The following is a 17546-nucleotide window of genomic DNA, read 5'->3' on the forward strand; positions in this document are numbered from 1 at the left end:
GGAGTCACTTCTCCGCGACCAGCGGGTCGATCATCTCGCGCAGCTTCGTGGCGTCGAGCGCGGCGAGCGAGCGGGCGGCGAGCTGCCCGTCCCGGTCGATGACCACGGTCGACGGGATGGCCTGCGGGTTCAGCGTGCCCTTCGGGAAGCGCAGGAGCAGCTTCCCGGTCGGGTCGTAGATGCTCGGGTAGGTGACTCCGAAGTCCTTCTCGAAGCTGACCGCGAGGGACTTCTGCGGGTCCCTGGTGTTGATGCCGACGAACTGGACGCCCTGGTCCTCGGTCGCCTTCGCCACCTTCTCGAAGTGCTTGGCCTCGGCGCGGCAGGGGCCGCACCAGGATCCCCAGAAGTTCAGGACGACGACCTTGCCCTTGTAGTCGGCGACGGCGAGGTCCTTGCCGTCCAGGGTCGTGCCGTCCAGCTTCGGCGCGTCGGTGCGTTCGCCCTTGGCGACGGTGGAGATCCCTCCGCTGCCGGTGACGAAATTCGTGTTGCCGCCGCCGCCCGCCTTGGCGCCGTCACCACTGCATGCGGACAGGGTCAGGGCACCGGCCACCGCGGTTGCGGCGAGCAGGGTGAAGCGGCGTCGGGGTACGCGGCCAGAGCTCATGTGAAAAGTTTCGCATGGCAGTTCCGGGGATCTTGGGCACCCCCCTCGGTGACCGTAAAGCCCCTTGTCAAGCCTGTTTAAAGAAGGCGTTCCAGCCGCCTTCGGGGGCCTGTCCCACCTGGAGCGTACGGAGCTTCGCGAGCACCGCGGGGTCCTGTGCGTCGAGCCAGTCGACGTACTGCCGGAAGGAGACGAGGCGCACATCCGGCTTGCCCGCGATGTGTTTGAGCGCGTCCTCCACGGCGTCCATGTAGATGCCGCCGTTCCACTCCTCGAAGTGGTTTCCGACGTAGAAGGGCGCCCGGTTCGTCTCGTAGGCGCGGTCGAATCCGGCGATATACGCGTCGGTGGCCTGGGTGCGCCATCCCGGATAGCGGGAGGGCATGCCATTGGTTGAATTCTTCGACTGGTTGGCGAGGATGTTGTAGTCCATGGAGAGGACTTCGAAGGTGTGGCCGGGGAAGGGAATTCCCTGAAGCGGAAGGTCCCAGACGCCCTGGCGCTTCTCGGGCCACATCTGGCTGCCGCCCGGCGAGCTCGCGTCGTAGCGCCAGCCGAGCTGCTTCGCGGTGGGGAGGAGATTGTCCTGGCCGAGCAGACAGGGCGTACGGCCCCCGACCAGTTCCTTCCGGTAGTCGAACGGCAGCGGTTCGACATCCTCCCACCCGGTGTTGGTCCGCCATTCGGTGACGAACGACACCGCCTGATCGATCTCGCTCTGCCATTGCGCGGGTGTCCAGTTGCCCACCGATCCGGAACCGCCGCAGAAATGCCCGTTGAAATGGGTGCCGATCTCGTGCCCGTCGAGCCAGGCCTGCCGGACGTACTTCAGGGTCTGCTTGACGTGGTCATCGGTGAGATAGCCGATGTCGGAGGCGCCCCGGGGGTTGTTGGGCGGGCGGTAGAGCGACTTCTTCGACTCGGGCAGCACATAGAGCCCGGAGAGGAAGAAGGTCATCGCCGCGTCGTGTTCCTTGGCGAGTTCGAGAAAGCGCGGGAAGAGTCCGTTGCCGACCTCGCCCGCTCCGTCCCAGGAGAAGATCACGAACTGCGGCGGCTTCTGGCCCGGTTCGAGCGGGACGGGGGCGGCGGGCTGATTCGGCTGCTTTCCGGTGTCCGACGTGGAGCCGTCACCGATGAGTCTCACCTGTTTTCCGGGGGCTCCTCCGCCATTCCCGTGCGTTCCTTTACCGCCGCCGGGACTCTTCTCGGGATCCGCCCGGCTGTCCGACGATCCGAGGGAGCCGCAGCCGGCCATCGACAGTGCGGCTGCGGCTCCGAGTCCTGCCCCGAGCAGGCCCCTTCGGTTGATTTCGCGCATAGCGTCCCCATCTGCGGTCGTATTACCTCAAGGCCATACAAACTGGCGATGGCTTAGATGAGGAAACCAACACGACGGTTCCACTGATAATCACAAAAGTTGTTACGTGAACAGACCCTTACAGGTGCCGCACACGGCATACAGAACGGCGGGAAACGCGAGCCCCGGCGCGCGGCATACGGGCGGCTACGCCCCGAACGCCTTGGACTTCCCCTTGACCGGCTTCGCACCCGCGAGGAGATGCGCCGGCACCAGGTCCCGGGCGGGCTCGGTGTATCCGACCGACACGATCTCGTCGCCCTGGTACGTGAAGGTCGTCAGCGAGGCCAGGGTGCACTGCCGCTTGCGCGGGTCGTGCCACAGCCGGCGCCGCTCCACGAAGCTCCGCACGATCCAGATCGGCAGCTGGTGACTGACGCAGACCGCCTCGTGCCCCCGGGCGGCGTCACGCGCCGCGTCCAGGGCGCCCATCATCCGTACGACCTGCTCGACGTACGGCTCACCCCAGGACGGCTTGAAGGGGTTGGTGAGGTGCTTCCAGTTCTCGGGCTTGCGCAGCGCGCCGTCGCCGACCCCGAAGGTCTTGCCCTCGAAGACGTTGGCGGCCTCGATGAGACGCCGGTCGGTCGCCAGGTCCACGCCGTGCGACTTGGCGATCGGCGTGGCCGTCTCCTGGGCGCGCTCCAGCGGGGAGGCCACGACATGCGTGATGTCGCGCTTCTCCAGGTGTTCGGCGACCCGGTCGGCCATCTTGCGGCCGAGCTCGGACAGGCTGTAGCCGGCGCGGCGCCCGTAGAGCACGCCGTCCGGGTTGTGCACCTCACCGTGGCGCATCAGGTGGACGACGGTGATGTCCTTCGCACTGTTCCCGCTCATGCGGTGGCCTCCGATGCGGCACGGGCGGCGGCGGGCAGCGCAGCGGCGATCCGCTCCAGAGCCTTCGCGTCATGGGCGGTGGAGACGAACCAGGACTCGAAGGCGGACGGCGGCAGGTAGACGCCCTGCTCCAGCATCGAGTGGAAGAACGCGGTGAAGCGGAAGGCTTCCTGCTTCTTCGCCTCCTCGTAGTTCCGGACGGGCTCGTCGGTGAAGAAGACGGAGAACATGTTGCTCGCCGCCGACACCGTGTGCGCGACGCCCTCCTTGGTGAACGCCTCGCCGACCAGGGAGCGCAGCTCCGCGGAGACCGCGTCGACCTTCGCGTACGCCGCGTCGTCCAGCAGCCGCAGCTGGGCGAGGCCGGCGGCGGTGGCGACCGGGTTCCCGGAGAGGGTGCCCGCCTGGTAGACGGGGCCGGCGGGGGCCAGGTGCGCCATCACGTCGGCACGGCCGCCGAAGGCCGCGGCGGGGAAGCCGCCGCCCATGACCTTGCCGAAGGTCATCAGGTCGGGCCGCACCCCGTCGATGCCGTACCAGCCGGCCTTGGACGTACGGAAACCGGTCATCACCTCGTCGGAGATGTACAGCGCGCCGTCGGCCGCGCAGATCTCCTTCAGCCCGGCGTTGAAGCCGTCCAGGGGCGGTACGACGCCCATGTTGCCCGGCGACGCCTCGGTGATCACACAGGCGATCTCACCCGGCTGCGCGGCGAACGCGGCGCGTACGGCCTCCAGGTCGTTGTACGGCAGCACGATCGTGTCCCCCGCCTGGGCGCCGGTCACGCCGGGCGTGTCGGGAAGGCCGAAGGTGGCGACCCCGGAGCCGGCCGAGGCCAGCAGCGCGTCGACGTGCCCGTGGTAGCACCCGGCGAACTTCACGACCTTGGCGCGCCCGGTGAACCCACGGGCGAGCCGGATCGCGGACATGGTCGCCTCGGTGCCGGACGACACCAGCCGCACCTGCTCCACGGGCTCGATCCGGGCCACGATCTCCTCGGCGAGCGCGACCTCGCCCTCCCCCGGCGTACCGAAGGAGGTACCCCGGGCCACGGCGTCCTGGACGGCCGCGACGACTTCCGGGTGCGCGTGGCCGAGGATCATCGGCCCCCATGAACACACGAGGTCGACATACTCACGGCCGTCGGCGTCGGTGAGGTACGGACCCGTACCGGACACCATGAACCGGGGCGTACCGCCCACGGCCTGGAAGGCACGCACGGGAGAGTTCACGCCGCCGGGCGTCACGAGGGACGCACGGTCGAAAAGCGTCTGCGAAACTGGGGCTTCGTATGAATACGCCACTTTGGTCCTGATCTGCGATTCGGGTTTCGGGGGGCCTGGCCGGTATTCCCGGCCGCCGGTGAGCAGGGAGCGCGCTCTCCCCGTATGAGGCTCGTACAACGAAAGGGCGTCAGTCTCCTCGCGTCTGCGAAACTGGGGCGTCATAGGGAAAGCTCACACATGCCATGGTGTCAGAGGCGTCGACGGTCTTGCGGACAGGTGTTTCACCGCACGCCCGTGGGGGAGGTCACTGACGATGATCGGGTTGCGCGGCGGGGCTGTGTCTCCTAAGAAGTAGTCGGGTGGATGAGATATGCATCGCGGTGGCGGAGTGGGCGAAGGGACCGACGACCTGGGGCCCGAGCCTGCCCGGCGAGGGCGGCACCGGCGTAAGGCCGAGCGCGAGGCCGAGCGCGTACGGGACGTCCAGGCGGGCGGCGTCGACGGTTCGGGGAGCAGGAGCAGTGGAAGGGTGGGGGTGACCTACAAGTACTTCGGTGCCCCTGACGGGGCCACCGCCGCACGTGTGCCCATCTCCATGCGTCCCGAGGAGCTGGGCGGTGACGAGCTGGGCATGGGCGGCATGTTCAGCAAGATCAAGCCCGAGACGGTGGCGGCCATGGTCCTCACCGGCATACAGGGCATACCCCTGAACAAGGTGCCCCCGCTGGAGCTGGTCGTGCTCCATCCCGACTACGCCGTGGTCAAGCTGCCGATGACGGTGGTCGACCCGCTGCGGGACGTCGGTGAGGAATCGGTCGGCGCGGCGGCCTTCATCTGGTCCACGGTCCCGGACCGCGGCGGCCCGCGTGACGCGTTCAACGTCTACCAACTGCTCCACGAGTGGCAGGACTTCTCCTACCGGCTGCACGACGCGGGCCACCAGGCGTACTGCCTGGTGTGGCCCTGACGGCGGCGGCGGACTCCGCTTCCGCCCATGGGCCCCGAGGTGCTCAGTTGCCCCCGGCGAGCCGGCCGCTGAGCGAGCCGTGGAGATCGGCGCTCCGCTCGTTGAGGCCGATGATCTCCACGCTCTTCCCGCGCTGTTCGTACTTCGTGGTGATGGCGTCCAGCGTCGCGACCGCCGAGGCGTCCCAGATGTGTGCCTCCGCCAGGTCGATGACGACCAGCCGGGGATCGGCGGCGTAGTCGAACCGTCCGACGAGGTCGTTGGACGAGGCGAAGAAGAGCTCACCGAAGACGGAGTAGACGATCCGGCCGCCGTCCCGGTCCGTGACGGACGTGACGTCGGCCAGGTGGGCGACCCTCCTGGCGAAGATGACCATGGCGGTGACCGAGCCGACGACCACGCCGACGGCGAGGTTCTCGGTGGCGACCACGCAGACCACCGTGATCACCATGACCGCGATCTCTCCGGCGGGCATCCTCTTCAGGGTCCCGGGCGCGACGGAGTGCCAGTCGAAGGTGGCGAAGCACACCATGACCATGACCGCGACGAGGGCCGCCATCGGGATGCGCGAGACGAGCGGTCCGAACGCGATGCAGAGCACCATGAGGAAGACGCCCGCGAGGAACGTGGACAGCCGGGTGCGGGCGCCGGAGACCTTCACGTTGATCATGGTCTGGCCGATCATGGCGCAGCCGCCCATGCCGCCCAGGAAGCCGGTCACGATGTTGGCGATGCCCTGGCCGATGGACTCACGGGTCTTGCTGGAGTGGGTGTCGGTGATCTCGTCGACCAGTTTGGCCGTCATCAGCGACTCCATCAGGCCCACGAGCGCCATGGCCAGCGCGTAGGGGGCGACGGTGGTCAGGGTGTCCAGGGTGAAGGGCACGTCCGGCAGGCCGGGGACCGGCAGGGACGAGGGCAGCTCGCCCTTGTCGCCGACCGTCGGCACCGCGATGCCCGCGGCGACGGTGATCGCGGTCAGGATGACGATGGAGACCAGCGGGGCCGGGACCGCCCTGGTGATCCTCGGGAAGAGCACCATCAGGACCAGCCCGCCGACGACCAGCGGATACACCGGCCAGGGGACATCGCTCAGTTCGGGGACCTGGCCCATGAAGACCAGGATCGCCAGCGCGTTGACGAAGCCGACCATCACGCTCCGGGGCACGAACCGCATCAGCCTGGCGACACCGAGCGCGCCGAGGACGACCTGGAAGACCCCGCCCAGGATGACTCCCGCGATCAGGTATCCGAATCCGTGCTCCCTGTTGAGCGGGGCGATCACGAGCGCGACCGCGCCCGTCGCCGCGGAGATCATCGCCGGCCTGCCGCCGACGACCGAGATGACGACGGCCATCGTGAACGCGGCGAACAGGCCGACCGCCGGATCGACCCCGGCGATGATCGAGAACGAGATCGCCTCGGGGATCAGCGCCAGCCCCACCACGAGGCCGGCCAGTGCCTCCGTGCGGAAGACCTTCGGGGACAGCCAGGAGGGCCGGAAGCCGCGCAGCCGGCCGGCCGGGGACAGTACGGATGAGGGCAAGGCGCGACCTGTCGTTGCTCGGGCATACCCGGCGGACCGGGGCGTGCGGGGGGGGGTGCGGAGGCCGGACGGCGTCCTGCGGATCGTCCACGGCGGCGGACGGACGTATGGGGGCGGACAGCGCGCGGCCGTCGCCGGGATCGCGGTGAGCGACCGTGACGGGCCCACGCGCTCCACCGGTCGCAGGCCCCTGGTCGAGCCGACCTTGTCGGCCCGCACCGCGCCGGGGGCATCGGCGGCCCCGGACAGCCGGCACCGAGCAACCCTACCCTAACGTTAGGGTAGGGAACGGAACGCCGTCCTCCCGTGGTCACGGCGGGAGTCGAGAGGGCACGTGGGCACCGTGAGCAACGAGCACATGCAGATCGGCGAGGTCGCCGCGCGCACCGAGCTGTCCCTGCGCACGATCCGGCATTACGAGGACTCCGGGCTCGTGGCTCCCTCCGCCCGCTCCCGTGGTGGGTTCCGGTTGTACACCGAGGCGGATGTGGCCCGGCTGATGGTCATCCGCCGGATGAAGCCCCTCGGCTTCACCCTCGACGAGATGCGGGGGCTGCTGGAAGTGGTCACCCGGCTCGACGAGGACGGGGAACTGACGGCGGGCGAGCGGAACGAACTCCTGGAGCGGGTCAGCGCCTACGAGCGGACCGCGTCCGAGCAGGTCGCCAAATTGCGGGTCCAGCTGGCGCGGGCCGAGGAGTTCGCCCTGGCCCTGCGCATACGACTGGACCGGAGCGGGCCACCGGACGCGTGACCCCTGGGGCCCCTTCCGGCCCGGCGGTGTTGCCGGGCTGTCGTCCTCGGGGTGCTGAGACCATCTTCGGCCATTCATTGGCCGAAGAATGATCTCCAGCCGCACCGCAGGGTCTGCCGATGCAAGGAGCACGACCCCCGAGGAGGCCCCCTCATGGACGACCTGCTGCTGACCCTGGCCGTCCCGGCGGTGGTCATCGCGAGCGGGGTGTACGCCGTCTGCGACAGCCGTCGGCAGCGCCGGAAACCCCCACCGCCGTACACACACAGGGCGGCCCGTCTCGCGGCACGCGACGTGCTGGTCCGGGCCGAGGCCGTCGTCGACAGCGCGTACGCCGGCCTCGGCAGGCTCTACGCCGACCCGGCCGGCCCCCATGAGGCCGGGAGCGCCCCGGCCGTCAGTGGCCGGCCGGGCGCCAGCCGGGATCCCGGCCCGTCACGGCCAGCACCCGCTCGAAAGCGGTAGCTCCGGGCGCCACGGGGAACGGCTCGCCGAACACCTTCATCTCCCGCGCCTGCGGGGCCATCGCCGCCAGTCCCGGCTCCAGTTCCGTCACCACGGCCGGGTCCGGCACGAAGTCCTGGCCCGTGGCCCGGGCCAGGTCCCAGGCGTGCACGGTCAGGTCCCCCAGCACCATGAGCCCCACCGTTCTGGCCGGCATCGCCATGCCTCCGGCCTCGCCTTCCTCCGCTCCCGGCTCGGCCCATGCCTTCACCAGCTGCGCAGTCCCGTCGTCGAACCGGCCGCGCCAGTCCCCCGTGACGACGTCCTCGGTGCCGCTGAAGTCGGGCGTTCCCTTGGCCGCCAGGATCCGGAAGTTGTCGATCACGAGGAAGAGATGGTTCAGCAGGGCCCGGACGTCGTACTCGTCGCACGGCGTGCCGTCGGCCAGCCGGCCGTCGTCGATTCCCCGGACGACGGGGACCGCCTGCGCGGCTGCCTTTTCGAGGAGTTCGCTGATCGTCTTCATGTCTCCGACGATGCCCCCGGCGGGCCACGGCGTCTTGAAGAAACACGACAGTGACACCCCATAGGATCCGGCCATGGCCGGACCCGGACGTGAGACGCGGGGCATCGTCGACGCCCCTGACCTGTTCGCCCGCGTGCATTTCCGCCTCCGCGACCCCGCACCCGCGCTGCGCCCTCATGTGGAGCACTACTGGCTGATCGACTGGGACCTCCGGGAGCCGTACACCTCGCACGTGGTGCCGCACCCGAGCGTCCACCTGGTCTTCCAGCGGACGGAGCCGGGCGGCGAGGCGGGGCAGGAGGACTCCGCCGAGGTCTACGGCATCGTGCAGGGCCTGTTCAGCCGGCGGCTGGAGGGCAGGGGACGGGTGTGCGGCGTGAAGTTCCGGCCGGGAGCCTTCCGGCCGTTCGCCCCGCAGCGGCCCGTGTCGGAGTGGACCGGACGCCGGGTCCCCGCCGACGAGGCGCTGGCCGTCCCGGAGCACGGACGGCCCGCCTCCGCGACGGCGCGGACGGTACTCGCCCCTGACGACGAGGACGCCCGGGTCGCGGCTCTGGACACGTACGCGCTGTCGCTCCTGCCCGCGCCGGACCCCCAGGCGGAACTCGCCACGGAGCTCGCCGAGCTCGTACGCACGGACCGCTCCCTGCTGCGGGTCGGCACCCTCGCCCGCGCGGGGGGCCTCTCCGTTCGCTCGCTGCAGCGGCTGTTCTCCGCCTATGTGGGGGTCGGGCCCAAGTGGGTCATCCTCCGCCACCGCATCCACGAGGCGCTGCAGCGCGCCGGGACGGACCCGGAGCCCGACTGGGCGGAGCTCGCCGCCGACCTCGGCTACAGCGACCAGGCGCACCTCGTCAGGGACTTCACCGCCACCGTCGGTGTCCCGCCGACGGCCTTCGCCCAGCGCTGACAGCCGCACGTGCCCGTCCCACGCGGCTGGGCGACGAGAGGCACGGGACGGGGGTGGACGGTCCTCACCGGTTCCCAGCGCCCCACCATCGCGTCGGCCGCCACCTCGGCCGTCGCGTCGGCCGCCACCTCGGCCGTCGCCGTGCCGGCCCGCTCCGACGCGGCGGCCGGAAAGCTCTCGCCGCCGCGCCTCGCGCAATGGCATCCTGACCAGGTGAACGGACCCGAGATCACCCTCGAAGTAGCCCCGGAACTGCGGCTCTTCGTCGCCCACGACCGCCGACGCGGGCGCACGGCCGTCACCACGGACGGCTCGTCGACCCTCGGACACGTCGTGGAGTCCCTCGGCGTCCCGCTCACCGAGGCCGGGGAGCTCCTCGTCGACGGCCACCCCGTGCCCGTGTCCCACATCCCCGGAGCCGGCGAACGGGTCGAGGTACGGGCGGTACGACGCCCCCAGCAGGTCCCGGGCGCACCGCTGCGCTTCCTGCTCGACGTCCATCTCGGCACACTCGCCCGGCGGTTGCGGCTCCTGGGCGTGGACGCCGCGTACGAGAGCGAGGACATCGGCGACCCGGCGCTCGCCGCCCTCTCGGCCGAGCAGCGACGTGTCATGCTCTCGCGCGACCGCGGGCTGCTCCGGCGCAGGGAGATCTGGGCGGGGGCGTACGTCTACAGCGACCGGCCCGACGAACAGCTCCGCGACGTCCTGGGCCGCTTCGCCCCCGTACTTGCGCCGTGGACCCGTTGCACCGCCTGCAACGGGCAGCTCACCGCGGCCGACAAGGACTCCGTGAGCTCCCGGCTGGAGAAGGGCACTCAGGCGGGCTACGACGTGTTCGCGGAGTGCACCGCCTGCGGCCGGGTGTACTGGCGGGGCGCCCACCACGCCCGTCTGGAATCCATCGTGACGGACGCCGTGCGCGAGTTCGGCGGGGCGGGGAGCCGGACACCGACGGCCTGAGGCGCCGCGCGGGCGCCGCCCTCAGGGCTGCTCGGCCGTCAGATAGCGCTGGACCGTGGGCGCGAGCCAGACGACGACCTCCTCCCGGGACATCGCGACGGCGGGCTCGAACCGCAGGACGTACCGGGCGAGCGCCATGCCCAGGATCTGCGAGGCCACGAGCGCCGCGCGCCGGGGGGCGTCGGCGGGGTCGGGGCAGACGCCCTCGGTGATCGGCCCGAGCTGCTCGGTGAAGACCGACCGCATCCGCTCGGCCGCGGCTTCGTTGGTGACGCCGACCCTGAGCAGGCCCGTCAGCACGTCGTCCTGCTCCCAGCGGTCCAGGAAATGGCCGACGAGCACCGCGCCGACGTGCTTGCCGGGCAGCGCGCCCAGAGCGGGCAACCGCAGGTCGAACGCGGAGGCGGCGGCGAACAGCCCCTCCTTGGAGCCGAAGTAGCGCATCACCATCGACGGGTCGATGCGTGCGTCACGGGCGATGGCCCTGATCGTGGCGCGCTCGTACCCGTCGGCGGCGAACCGCTCACGGGCGGCTTCGAGGATCGCCGCCTTGGTGGCGTCCGAGCGGCGTGGGGAGGGGGTGCGCGCTGTCATGCCAACAACTGTAGGCCAACATCCGTTGACAAGCCATCCGCACCCGCTCTAACGTTGCCAACAAGCGTTGACCAACAAGCGTTGGCATTTGCCATAACGGAGGCCGCCATGACCGGCACGTCCAGCACGCCCAGCACGTCCAGCACGGGATCCAGCCACTCCGCCACCAGGGATGTCGTCGTCGTGGGCGCGGGCCCGACCGGCCTGCTCCTGGCGGGCGACCTCGCCGCCCAGGGCCTGTCGGTCACCCTCGTCGAGCGCCGCCCGCAAGAGACGGGCAATCTGACCCGCGCCTTCGCCGTGCACGCCCGCACGCTGGAGCTGCTCGACACGCGAGGTCTCGCCGACGCGCTGGTCGCGACCGGCACGCGTCTCAGCCGGATGCGGCTCTTCGGCAGACTCTCGCTCGACCTCACGCGGCTCCGCTCCCGCTTCCCCTTCCTCCTCATCACTCCGCAGTACGAGGTGGAAAACCTGCTGAGGGAGCGCGCGCTCAAGGCCGGCGTGGACTTCCGGTTCGGGACCGAGCTGCTCGGCCTGAACCACCCCGCCACCGGAGACACGGTCACCGCCGGGATACGCGACGCCGACGGCACCCGCTCCACCATCGAGGCCCGGTATCTCGTGGGCACGGACGGGGTGCGCAGCTCCGTTCGCCAGGCCCTCGGCCTGCCCTTCCCCGGCGAGGCCGTGATCAAGTCCATCGTCCTGGCCGATGTCCGGCTCAGCGAGGCACCCGCCGGGGTGCTCACGGTCAACGGCGCGGGCGACGCCTTCGCCTTCATCGCCCCCTTCGGCGACGGCTGGTACCGCGTCATGGGCTGGGACCGCACCCACCAGGCCGACGACAGCGACCCCGTGGAGCTCGACGAGCTGCGTGAGATCACGCGCACAGCGCTCGGCACCGACCACGGGATGCACGACGCCCGCTGGGTCTCACGGTTCCACAGCGACGAACGCCAGGTGCCCGCCTACCGCACCGGCCGGGTCTTCCTCGCCGGGGACGCCGCCCACGTCCATTCCCCGGCAGGGGGCCAGGGCATGAACACCGGACTCCAGGACGCGGCGAACCTCTCCTGGAAGCTCGCGGCCGTCCTGCGCGGGCACGCCACCGACCCGGAAGCACTGCTCGACAGCTACCACGCGGAGAGGCACCCGGTCGGCTCCCAGGTCCTGCGTGCCAGCGGCGCGATCATCCGTCTGGCCATGGCCAGGACCCCGTGGCAGCGGCTCCTGCGGACCGCCCTCACCAGGGCCCTCTCGGTCGCCCGCCCGGCCTCGGACCAGGTCATGGGAAGGATCTCCGGAGTCGGGATCTCCTACGGCGCACCGAAGGGCAGCCACCGCCTCGCGGGCACCCGCGCCCCCGACCTGCGGCTCACGGAAGGCCGTCTGGCGGAGCTCCTGCGCGAGGGCTCCTTCGTCCTGGTCACACCCCGCGACACCCCCGCCGCTCCGACCGGACCAGCCCCCCTCGTCCACGCTCACTGGGCGGGCGACCGCACGACCACGCTGCTCATCCGCCCCGACGGATACATCGCCTGGGCGGCCGAGCGCCCCGACTCCGACGCCCTGCGACGGGCCCTCGGCCGATGACCGGACCCGGACGGCCCGGCCCGCCCCCGCCCCGTCTCAGAAGGCGTACACGTCACCTGTGGAGAGGGCCAGCACCTCGTGCGTGTCGTTCCGCCGGTTCCGGTCGCTGGCGCCGCCGTTCCACAGCGTGTCCACCCGCACCACGACCTCGGCCGGCCGGCTCGCGAGGCGCAGGCCGAGGGCGGTGCGCCTGGCCTCCGCGGCCACGCGCAGCGGGCCGGTCCCGCACAGCACCGTCCGGCTGTCGCTGCGCAGACAGTTTTGGGGCAGCCTCTGCCAGGGCGCGAGCGGCACGGAGAAGCGCAGCCGGACGGTCGCGTCGTCGAGTGGCGACGGCCCCCGGTTCCCGGTCCGCAGCTGGATCCCGATCCGCTCCTCCTGGAGAGAGACCCGTCCGTGATGGGACACGTCCGCCTCCGGCGCGATCCCGCGCGGCGCCGGCTCGGCCACGGCGGAGAGCCCCGGCCCCAGCACCACAGCCGCCATCATCGCCGTCACGGCGGGCACGTTCAGCACTGCTCTACGCGTCAATCGCATCAGCCGAACATACCGACAGGACGCCAATCACCCCTATGTACGGACCCGTTCGCCGCGCTGCCCCACTCGCACGGCCCACCCTCACGGCCCGCTCACCGCCGCCCTCACGCACCGGCACCACCGGCCGGGCCTCCACCGCACACGGCCTCGCCCCCGCGTGACACGCTGGCCCCATGCTCGTCGCCCGTTCCGTAGCCCTCTTCGTCGTGGCCGCTCTCTTCGAGATCGGGGGCGCCTGGCTCGTCTGGCAGGGCGTGCGCGAGCACCGCGGCTGGATCTGGATCGGCGCGGGGGTCATCGCCCTGGGCGCCTACGGTTTCGTGGCCACACTCCAGCCGGACGGTGACTTCGGCCGGATCCTCGCGGCGTACGGCGGGGTGTTCGTCGCCGGTTCGATCGCCTGGGGCATGGTCGCCGACGGCTACCGCCCGGACCGCTGGGACGTGACCGGCGCGCTGATCTGCCTGGCCGGCATGGCGTTGATCATGTACGCCCCCCGCAACCACTGAACCCGCAAACCGCTGAAGCCGGGCCGGACGCCCACGCCTATCCTGGCCCCGTATCGATCAGCTGCCCGAGGAGTTCCCATGGCCGCCACCCCCATCGCCGTCATCACCGGCGCGAGCAGCGGCATCGGCGCCGCGACCGCCAGGCAGCTGGCCACGGCCGGATACCGCGTGGTGCTCACCGCACGCCGCAAGGACCGCATAGAGGCACTGGCCGCCGAGCTCACCGAAGCGGGCCACCAGGCGACGGCCTACACCCTGGACGTCACCGACCGCGCGGCGGTCGACGAGTTCGCCACCGCGTTCCGGTCCCTGGCCGTCCTGGTCAACAACGCCGGCGGAGCGCTGGGGGCCGACCCCGTCGCCACCGGCGACCCCGCCGACTGGCGCCAGATGTACGAGACCAATGTCATCGGCACGCTCAACGTCACCCAGGCCCTGCTCCCCGCCCTCACCGCGAGCGGCGACGGCACCGTCGTGATCCTCTCGTCGACGGCCGGGCTCTCCACGTACGAGGGCGGTGGCGGCTACGTCGCGGCCAAACACGGCGAGCACGTGCTGGCGGAGACCCTGCGGCTGGAGATCGTCGGCACCCCGGTCCGGGTGATCGAGGTCGCTCCCGGCATGGTCAAGACCGAGGAGTTCGCCACCACCCGCTTCCGGGGCGACACCGAGAAGGCCGCCAAGGTCTACGCGGGCGTCGACGCCCCGCTCTCCGCCGACGACGTGGCCGACACGATCACCTGGGCCGTCACCCGCCCCAGCCACGTCAACATCGACCTGCTGGTGGTCCGCCCCCGAGCCCAGGCCTCCAACTCCAAGGTGCACCGCACCCGCTGAACCCCCGGCGGGCCGGGGCCGGCGTCCGCTACCGGCGTCGGCCCCCGGCTCAGCCCTTCACGCACACGATCTGCTTGATCTTCGCGACGACCTCGACCAGGTCCCGCTGCTGGTCGATGACCTGCTCGATCGGCTTGTACGCCGCCGGGATCTCGTCCACCACACCGGAGTCCTTGCGGCACTCCACGCCCCGCGTCTGGTCCTCGAGGTCCTGCGTGGAGAACTTCCGCTTGGCGGCGTTCCTGCTCATCCGCCGGCCCGCACCGTGCGAGGCGGAGTTGAACGACTTCGCGTTCCCGAGCCCCTTCACGATGTACGAGCCGGTCCCCATGGAGCCGGGGATGATCCCGAACTCCCCCGAGCCCGCCCGGATCGCGCCCTTCCGGGTGACCAGCAGGTCCATGCCGTCGTACCGCTCCTCCGCCACGTAGTTGTGGTGGCAGGAGATGACCGGCTCGAAGGTGACCCTGGCCTTCTTGAATTCCTTCCGGACCACGTCCTGGAAGAGACCCATCATGATCGAGCGGTTGAACTTGGCGTACTCCTGCGCCCAGAACAGATCGTTACGGTACGCCGCCATCTGCGGGGTGTCGGCGATGAAGACCGCCAGGTCACGGTCGACCAGACCCTGGTTGTGCGGAAGCTTCTGGGCCTGCCCGATGTGGAAGTCGGCGAGCTCCTTGCCGATGTTCCGAGAGCCGGAGTGCAGCATCAGCCACACCGCTCCGGCCTCGTCGAGGCAGAACTCGATGAAATGATTACCTGATCCGAGCGTTCCCATCTGCTTTGTGGCGCGTTCCTGACGGAATTTGACCGCCTCGGCGATCCCGTCGAACCGCGACCAGAAGTCGTCCCAGCCGCTCGTCGGGAACCCGTGGAGCTTGCCCGGATCCACCGTGTCGTCGTGCATCCCCCGGCCGACCGGGATCGCCTGCTCGATCTTCGACCGCAGTCGCGAGAGGTCCCCCGGCAGGTCGTTGGCCGTCAGCGACGTCTTCACCGCCGACATCCCGCAGCCGATGTCCACACCCACCGCGGCCGGGCAGACCGCCCCGTGCATCGCGATCACCGAGCCGACGGTCGCGCCCTTGCCGAAGTGGACGTCCGGCATGACCGCGAGGCCCTTGATCCAGGGCAGCGTGGACACGTTCCGCAGCTGCTGCATCGCGACGTCCTCCACCGACGCCGGGTCCGCCCACATGCGGATGGGAACCTGCGCACCCGGTACCTCTACATACGACATAACTCCTCGATTCCCCCGAAAAGACTGAAAGCGCAAAACCGGTGCCTAGGTCGGCATACAGGTCGGCCGACCGGCATTCACAGCGGCGCGTGCGATACACATTGTGTCCATCGGCCGCTATCCAGCGGCAACCCGTTTTCGTACCGAAGGGAGCCTGGGACCGTGCGACACATGGCGTACGTACCCGGCGTCGCGCTTCTCGTGGCGCTCGTCGCCGGCTGCAGCGCCGGCTCCGACGCCGACGACCCCGCCGCCGACAGCAAGCCCGGCAGCCCGACGGTCACGGCCGCGCCTCCCGGGAAGTACCGGACGCTGCCCGAATCCTGCCGTGCCGTGCCGATCTCCACGCTCAAGGATCTGCTGCCCGGCGCCGCCGGACTGCCCGAGGACCAGCAGGAGAAGGTGTACGAGGGCACAGCCACCGTCACCTACGACACCGACCGCAAGGTCGGCTGCCGCTGGAAGTCGGACGCCCCGGACGCCTCCCGGAATCTGTCCATCGACTTCGAGCGCGTCGTGTCGTACGACCCCGCCGTGAGCGACGACGACCGCGCCCGGGACGTGTACGCGAAGAAGCAGGACGCCGCCGCCCTTCCCACCACCTCGACAGGTGCCACCCCCAGCGAGACTCCCAGCGGATCGGCCTCCGCGTCGGCCGGCGGCACACCGTCCGGCTCCCCGGGCGGCTCGTCGTCCGCCTCGCCCTCCGCCGACCCGTCGGGCAGCACCACCGACGCCGACCCCGACGAGGACCTCCGGCCGCGGCTGCTCGACGAGCTCGGGGACGCCGCGTTCCTGGACGACGCTCTCACCCGGGCCGGTTCCACCGCGCAGCTCCGCACCGTGAGCGTGGTATTCCGCACATCGAACGTCATCGTGACCGTCCACTACACGGAGCAGCCGGCCCGCGTCACCGAGGTTCCCGACAGCAGGGAACTGCAGGAGAAGGCCCAGGCCCTGGCCCGGAAACTGGACGAGGCCCTCAGCGACTGACCGGGCCCCGACGGCCTCCGGCCGGGGTTCGGTGCGCGCCCCCGGGCCTCCGGCCGAAGGCGGCATCAGGACGCAGTCCGTCGTACCGTGGCCCCCGACCGACGTACCGACCGACATAGCGCGAGACGCATCGCCGCCCGACCACCCGCACGACCGAGACCGCCGTGCCGTCCGAGTGAAGGAACCATGCACCGATCAGCCCCGCGACTGTCCCGCATACTCGCCTGCGCCGCCGTTCCGGTGATGCTCGTCGTCGCCGGCTGCTCGTCGGACTCCGACGACGCGAAGGGCTCCGCCTCCTCTGCCTCCCCGAGCGCGAAGAAGTCCGAGCCCACCGTCGAGCCCGCGAAGTTCTCCACGCTGCCCGACGCCTGCACCTCGATCGGGAAGAAGACGATCGAGGACCTGGTTCCGAAGGCCAAGACCAAGGGCGGCACCCCGGGCAAGTCCAGCGACACCGCGAGCCGTGGCGGCTGCTCCTGGAACGGCCTGGACGACAACGGCGTCAAGGGCTCGCAGTACCGCTGGCTCGACGTCGGCTTCACCCGCTTCGACTCGGACCAGTCCCTGGGCAGCGGCGCCAAGCGCGCGACGGACGAGTACACGAAGCAGGTCTCCAAGGCGCAGGCGACCGAAGGCGCCGAGAAGGCCTCGGCCAAGCCCGCCACCGGCCTCGGTGAGCAGGCCACCGCGGTCACGTACGGCCTGACCAAGTCGAAGGAAGACTTCGAGTACGCGACGATCGTCGCCCGCACGGGGAACGTCGTCGTCAGCGTCACCTACAACGGGGCCGGGTTCGCCGGCGCCAAGACGCCCTCCGCCGCCGACATCCTCAAGGACGCCCAGAAGGCAGCCAAGGAAGCCGTGGCCGCGGTCGGCGACGACGGTGAGGGGAAGTCCTCAGCCTCCCCCTCCGCCAAGGCGTCGTCCTCCCCGTCGTCCAAGTCGTCGGCGAAGGCGTCCGCGAAGTCGCCTTCCAAGTCGCCGTCGAAGTCGTCCTCCAAGGCCGTCGACAAGTCGTGACCTGAGCCGGGCAGGAGCGCCAACTCTCCTGCCCACAGGCGCTTTGACGTAGCCCGGTACTCCTGCGAGTA

19 protein-coding genes are annotated in these 17546 nt (G+C 70.5%); 10 read left to right on the forward strand and 9 right to left on the reverse strand.

Annotation, left to right across the window (positions count from 1 at the left end):
* Window positions 1-4: 4 nt before the first annotated feature.
* The 4 genes from ACIP63_RS31135 to hemL form a co-directional block, all read right to left on the reverse strand.
* Window positions 5-610, reverse strand: coding sequence for a TlpA family protein disulfide reductase (locus ACIP63_RS31135; RefSeq protein WP_401522300.1), 606 nt, complete (start codon window positions 608-610; stop codon window positions 5-7).
* A gap of 67 nt (window positions 611-677) precedes the next feature.
* Window positions 678-1931, reverse strand: coding sequence for a hypothetical protein (locus ACIP63_RS31140; RefSeq protein WP_401522302.1), 1254 nt, complete (start codon window positions 1929-1931; stop codon window positions 678-680).
* Window positions 1932-2117: 186 nt separating this feature from the next.
* A complete protein-coding gene (locus tag ACIP63_RS31145) occupies window positions 2118-2807 on the reverse strand; it encodes a histidine phosphatase family protein (RefSeq protein ID WP_401522304.1) in 690 nt (229 codons plus the stop codon).
* Window positions 2804-4111 carry a glutamate-1-semialdehyde 2,1-aminomutase gene (hemL, locus tag ACIP63_RS31150; RefSeq protein WP_401522307.1) on the reverse strand — a complete coding sequence of 436 codons (1308 nt, stop codon included), beginning with the start codon at window positions 4109-4111 and terminating at the stop codon, window positions 2804-2806. Before hemL ends, ACIP63_RS31145 begins: the two co-directional genes overlap by 4 nt.
* 292 nt (window positions 4112-4403) lie before the next feature.
* On the opposite strand from hemL, the gene ACIP63_RS31155 reads away from it, so the two are divergent.
* Entirely contained in the window at window positions 4404-5000 is a 597-nt protein-coding gene (locus ACIP63_RS31155) for a hypothetical protein (protein ID WP_362927964.1), read from the forward strand.
* Window positions 5001-5043: 43 nt separating this feature from the next.
* Here ACIP63_RS31155 and ACIP63_RS31160 read toward each other — a convergent pair whose 3' ends face one another.
* The gene (locus ACIP63_RS31160) at window positions 5044-6546 is read right to left on the reverse strand and encodes a SulP family inorganic anion transporter (RefSeq protein WP_401522310.1); all 1503 of its coding nucleotides are present in this window, start codon (window positions 6544-6546) and stop codon (window positions 5044-5046) included.
* A 343-nt stretch (window positions 6547-6889) separates the two neighbouring features.
* Here ACIP63_RS31160 and ACIP63_RS31165 point away from each other — a divergent pair, with 343 nt between their 5' ends.
* On the forward strand, window positions 6890-7300 hold the full coding sequence (locus ACIP63_RS31165) for a MerR family transcriptional regulator (protein WP_401522313.1): 411 nt from the start codon (window positions 6890-6892) through the stop codon (window positions 7298-7300).
* Window positions 7301-7453: 153 nt separating this feature from the next.
* On the forward strand, window positions 7454-7765 hold the full coding sequence (locus ACIP63_RS31170; protein ID WP_401522316.1) for a hypothetical protein: 312 nt from the start codon (window positions 7454-7456) through the stop codon (window positions 7763-7765).
* Here ACIP63_RS31170 and ACIP63_RS31175 read toward each other — a convergent pair.
* Window positions 7698-8270, reverse strand: a complete 573-nt coding sequence (locus tag ACIP63_RS31175) for a TIGR03086 family metal-binding protein (RefSeq protein ID WP_401522319.1) — start codon at window positions 8268-8270, stop codon at window positions 7698-7700. The two genes, ACIP63_RS31170 and ACIP63_RS31175, sit on opposite strands and share 68 nt — an antisense overlap.
* A 73-nt stretch (window positions 8271-8343) precedes the next feature.
* Between ACIP63_RS31175 and ACIP63_RS31180 the strand changes: the two genes are divergently transcribed.
* Both ACIP63_RS31180 and ACIP63_RS31185 read left to right on the forward strand, forming a co-directional pair.
* On the forward strand, window positions 8344-9180 hold the full coding sequence (locus ACIP63_RS31180; RefSeq protein WP_401522322.1) for a DUF6597 domain-containing transcriptional factor: 837 nt from the start codon (window positions 8344-8346) through the stop codon (window positions 9178-9180).
* A 213-nt stretch (window positions 9181-9393) separates the two neighbouring features.
* Window positions 9394-10143 carry a Mut7-C RNAse domain-containing protein gene (locus ACIP63_RS31185; protein WP_401522499.1) on the forward strand — a complete coding sequence of 250 codons (750 nt, stop codon included), beginning with the start codon at window positions 9394-9396 and terminating at the stop codon, window positions 10141-10143.
* Window positions 10144-10164: 21 nt separating this feature from the next.
* On the opposite strand, the gene ACIP63_RS31190 is transcribed toward ACIP63_RS31185, so the two are convergent.
* Window positions 10165-10737: a TetR family transcriptional regulator gene (locus tag ACIP63_RS31190; RefSeq protein ID WP_401522325.1), complete on the reverse strand. Its 573-nt coding sequence runs from the start codon at window positions 10735-10737 to the stop codon at window positions 10165-10167.
* Window positions 10738-10845: 108 nt separating this feature from the next.
* Between ACIP63_RS31190 and ACIP63_RS31195 the strand changes: the two genes are divergently transcribed.
* The gene (locus tag ACIP63_RS31195; protein WP_401522327.1) at window positions 10846-12333 is read left to right on the forward strand and encodes an FAD-dependent oxidoreductase; all 1488 of its coding nucleotides are present in this window, start codon (window positions 10846-10848) and stop codon (window positions 12331-12333) included.
* A gap of 36 nt (window positions 12334-12369) precedes the next feature.
* On the opposite strand, the gene ACIP63_RS31200 is transcribed toward ACIP63_RS31195, so the two are convergent.
* Window positions 12370-12870 (reverse strand): hypothetical protein, encoded by a 501-nt coding sequence (locus tag ACIP63_RS31200; RefSeq protein WP_401522330.1) that lies wholly within the window; start codon window positions 12868-12870, stop codon window positions 12370-12372.
* A gap of 173 nt (window positions 12871-13043) precedes the next feature.
* On the opposite strand from ACIP63_RS31200, the gene ACIP63_RS31205 reads away from it, so the two are divergent.
* Together ACIP63_RS31205 and ACIP63_RS31210 are read left to right on the forward strand one after the other, a co-directional pair.
* The gene (locus tag ACIP63_RS31205) at window positions 13044-13379 is read left to right on the forward strand and encodes a YnfA family protein (protein ID WP_099177679.1); all 336 of its coding nucleotides are present in this window, start codon (window positions 13044-13046) and stop codon (window positions 13377-13379) included.
* A 78-nt stretch (window positions 13380-13457) separates the two neighbouring features.
* Window positions 13458-14216 (forward strand): SDR family NAD(P)-dependent oxidoreductase, encoded by a 759-nt coding sequence (locus tag ACIP63_RS31210; protein ID WP_401522332.1) that lies wholly within the window; start codon window positions 13458-13460, stop codon window positions 14214-14216.
* A gap of 49 nt (window positions 14217-14265) precedes the next feature.
* On the opposite strand, the gene ACIP63_RS31215 is transcribed toward ACIP63_RS31210, so the two are convergent.
* Window positions 14266-15459 carry an RtcB family protein gene (locus tag ACIP63_RS31215; RefSeq protein ID WP_401522335.1) on the reverse strand — a complete coding sequence of 398 codons (1194 nt, stop codon included), beginning with the start codon at window positions 15457-15459 and terminating at the stop codon, window positions 14266-14268.
* Between the two features lie 171 nt (window positions 15460-15630).
* Here ACIP63_RS31215 and ACIP63_RS31220 point away from each other — a divergent pair, with 171 nt between their 5' ends.
* Window positions 15631-16452: a DUF3558 domain-containing protein gene (locus tag ACIP63_RS31220; protein ID WP_401522337.1), complete on the forward strand. Its 822-nt coding sequence runs from the start codon at window positions 15631-15633 to the stop codon at window positions 16450-16452.
* A 186-nt stretch (window positions 16453-16638) separates the two neighbouring features.
* Window positions 16639-17475 (forward strand): DUF3558 domain-containing protein, encoded by an 837-nt coding sequence (locus ACIP63_RS31225; RefSeq protein ID WP_401522339.1) that lies wholly within the window; start codon window positions 16639-16641, stop codon window positions 17473-17475.
* The last annotated feature ends 71 nt before the right edge of the window (window positions 17476-17546 follow it).

Source organism: Streptomyces sp. NPDC088746, assembly GCF_044751065.1.
In the GTDB taxonomy this organism is placed as follows: Bacteria; Actinomycetota; Actinomycetes; order Streptomycetales; family Streptomycetaceae; genus Streptomyces.

What these genes read in the sequence shown, in the direction of transcription:
- ACIP63_RS31135 (WP_401522300.1), bottom strand. Translation starts at nt 610, where the DNA reads ATGAGCTCTGGCCGCGTACCCCGACGCCGCTTCACCCTGCTCGCCGCA.
- ACIP63_RS31140 (WP_401522302.1), bottom strand. Translation starts at nt 1,931, where the DNA reads ATGCGCGAAATCAACCGAAGGGGCCTGCTCGGGGCAGGACTCGGAGCC.
- ACIP63_RS31145 (WP_401522304.1), bottom strand. Translation starts at nt 2,807, where the DNA reads ATGAGCGGGAACAGTGCGAAGGACATCACCGTCGTCCACCTGATGCGC.
- ACIP63_RS31155 (WP_362927964.1), top strand. Translation starts at nt 4,404, where the DNA reads ATGCATCGCGGTGGCGGAGTGGGCGAAGGGACCGACGACCTGGGGCCC.
- ACIP63_RS31170 (WP_401522316.1), top strand. Translation starts at nt 7,454, where the DNA reads ATGGACGACCTGCTGCTGACCCTGGCCGTCCCGGCGGTGGTCATCGCG.
- ACIP63_RS31175 (WP_401522319.1), bottom strand. Translation starts at nt 8,270, where the DNA reads ATGAAGACGATCAGCGAACTCCTCGAAAAGGCAGCCGCGCAGGCGGTC.
- ACIP63_RS31180 (WP_401522322.1), top strand. Translation starts at nt 8,344, where the DNA reads ATGGCCGGACCCGGACGTGAGACGCGGGGCATCGTCGACGCCCCTGAC.
- ACIP63_RS31190 (WP_401522325.1), bottom strand. Translation starts at nt 10,737, where the DNA reads ATGACAGCGCGCACCCCCTCCCCACGCCGCTCGGACGCCACCAAGGCG.
- ACIP63_RS31195 (WP_401522327.1), top strand. Translation starts at nt 10,846, where the DNA reads ATGACCGGCACGTCCAGCACGCCCAGCACGTCCAGCACGGGATCCAGC.
- ACIP63_RS31200 (WP_401522330.1), bottom strand. Translation starts at nt 12,870, where the DNA reads ATGCGATTGACGCGTAGAGCAGTGCTGAACGTGCCCGCCGTGACGGCG.
- ACIP63_RS31205 (WP_099177679.1), top strand. Translation starts at nt 13,044, where the DNA reads ATGCTCGTCGCCCGTTCCGTAGCCCTCTTCGTCGTGGCCGCTCTCTTC.
- ACIP63_RS31210 (WP_401522332.1), top strand. Translation starts at nt 13,458, where the DNA reads ATGGCCGCCACCCCCATCGCCGTCATCACCGGCGCGAGCAGCGGCATC.
- ACIP63_RS31215 (WP_401522335.1), bottom strand. Translation starts at nt 15,459, where the DNA reads ATGTCGTATGTAGAGGTACCGGGTGCGCAGGTTCCCATCCGCATGTGG.
- ACIP63_RS31220 (WP_401522337.1), top strand. Translation starts at nt 15,631, where the DNA reads ATGGCGTACGTACCCGGCGTCGCGCTTCTCGTGGCGCTCGTCGCCGGC.
- ACIP63_RS31225 (WP_401522339.1), top strand. Translation starts at nt 16,639, where the DNA reads ATGCACCGATCAGCCCCGCGACTGTCCCGCATACTCGCCTGCGCCGCC.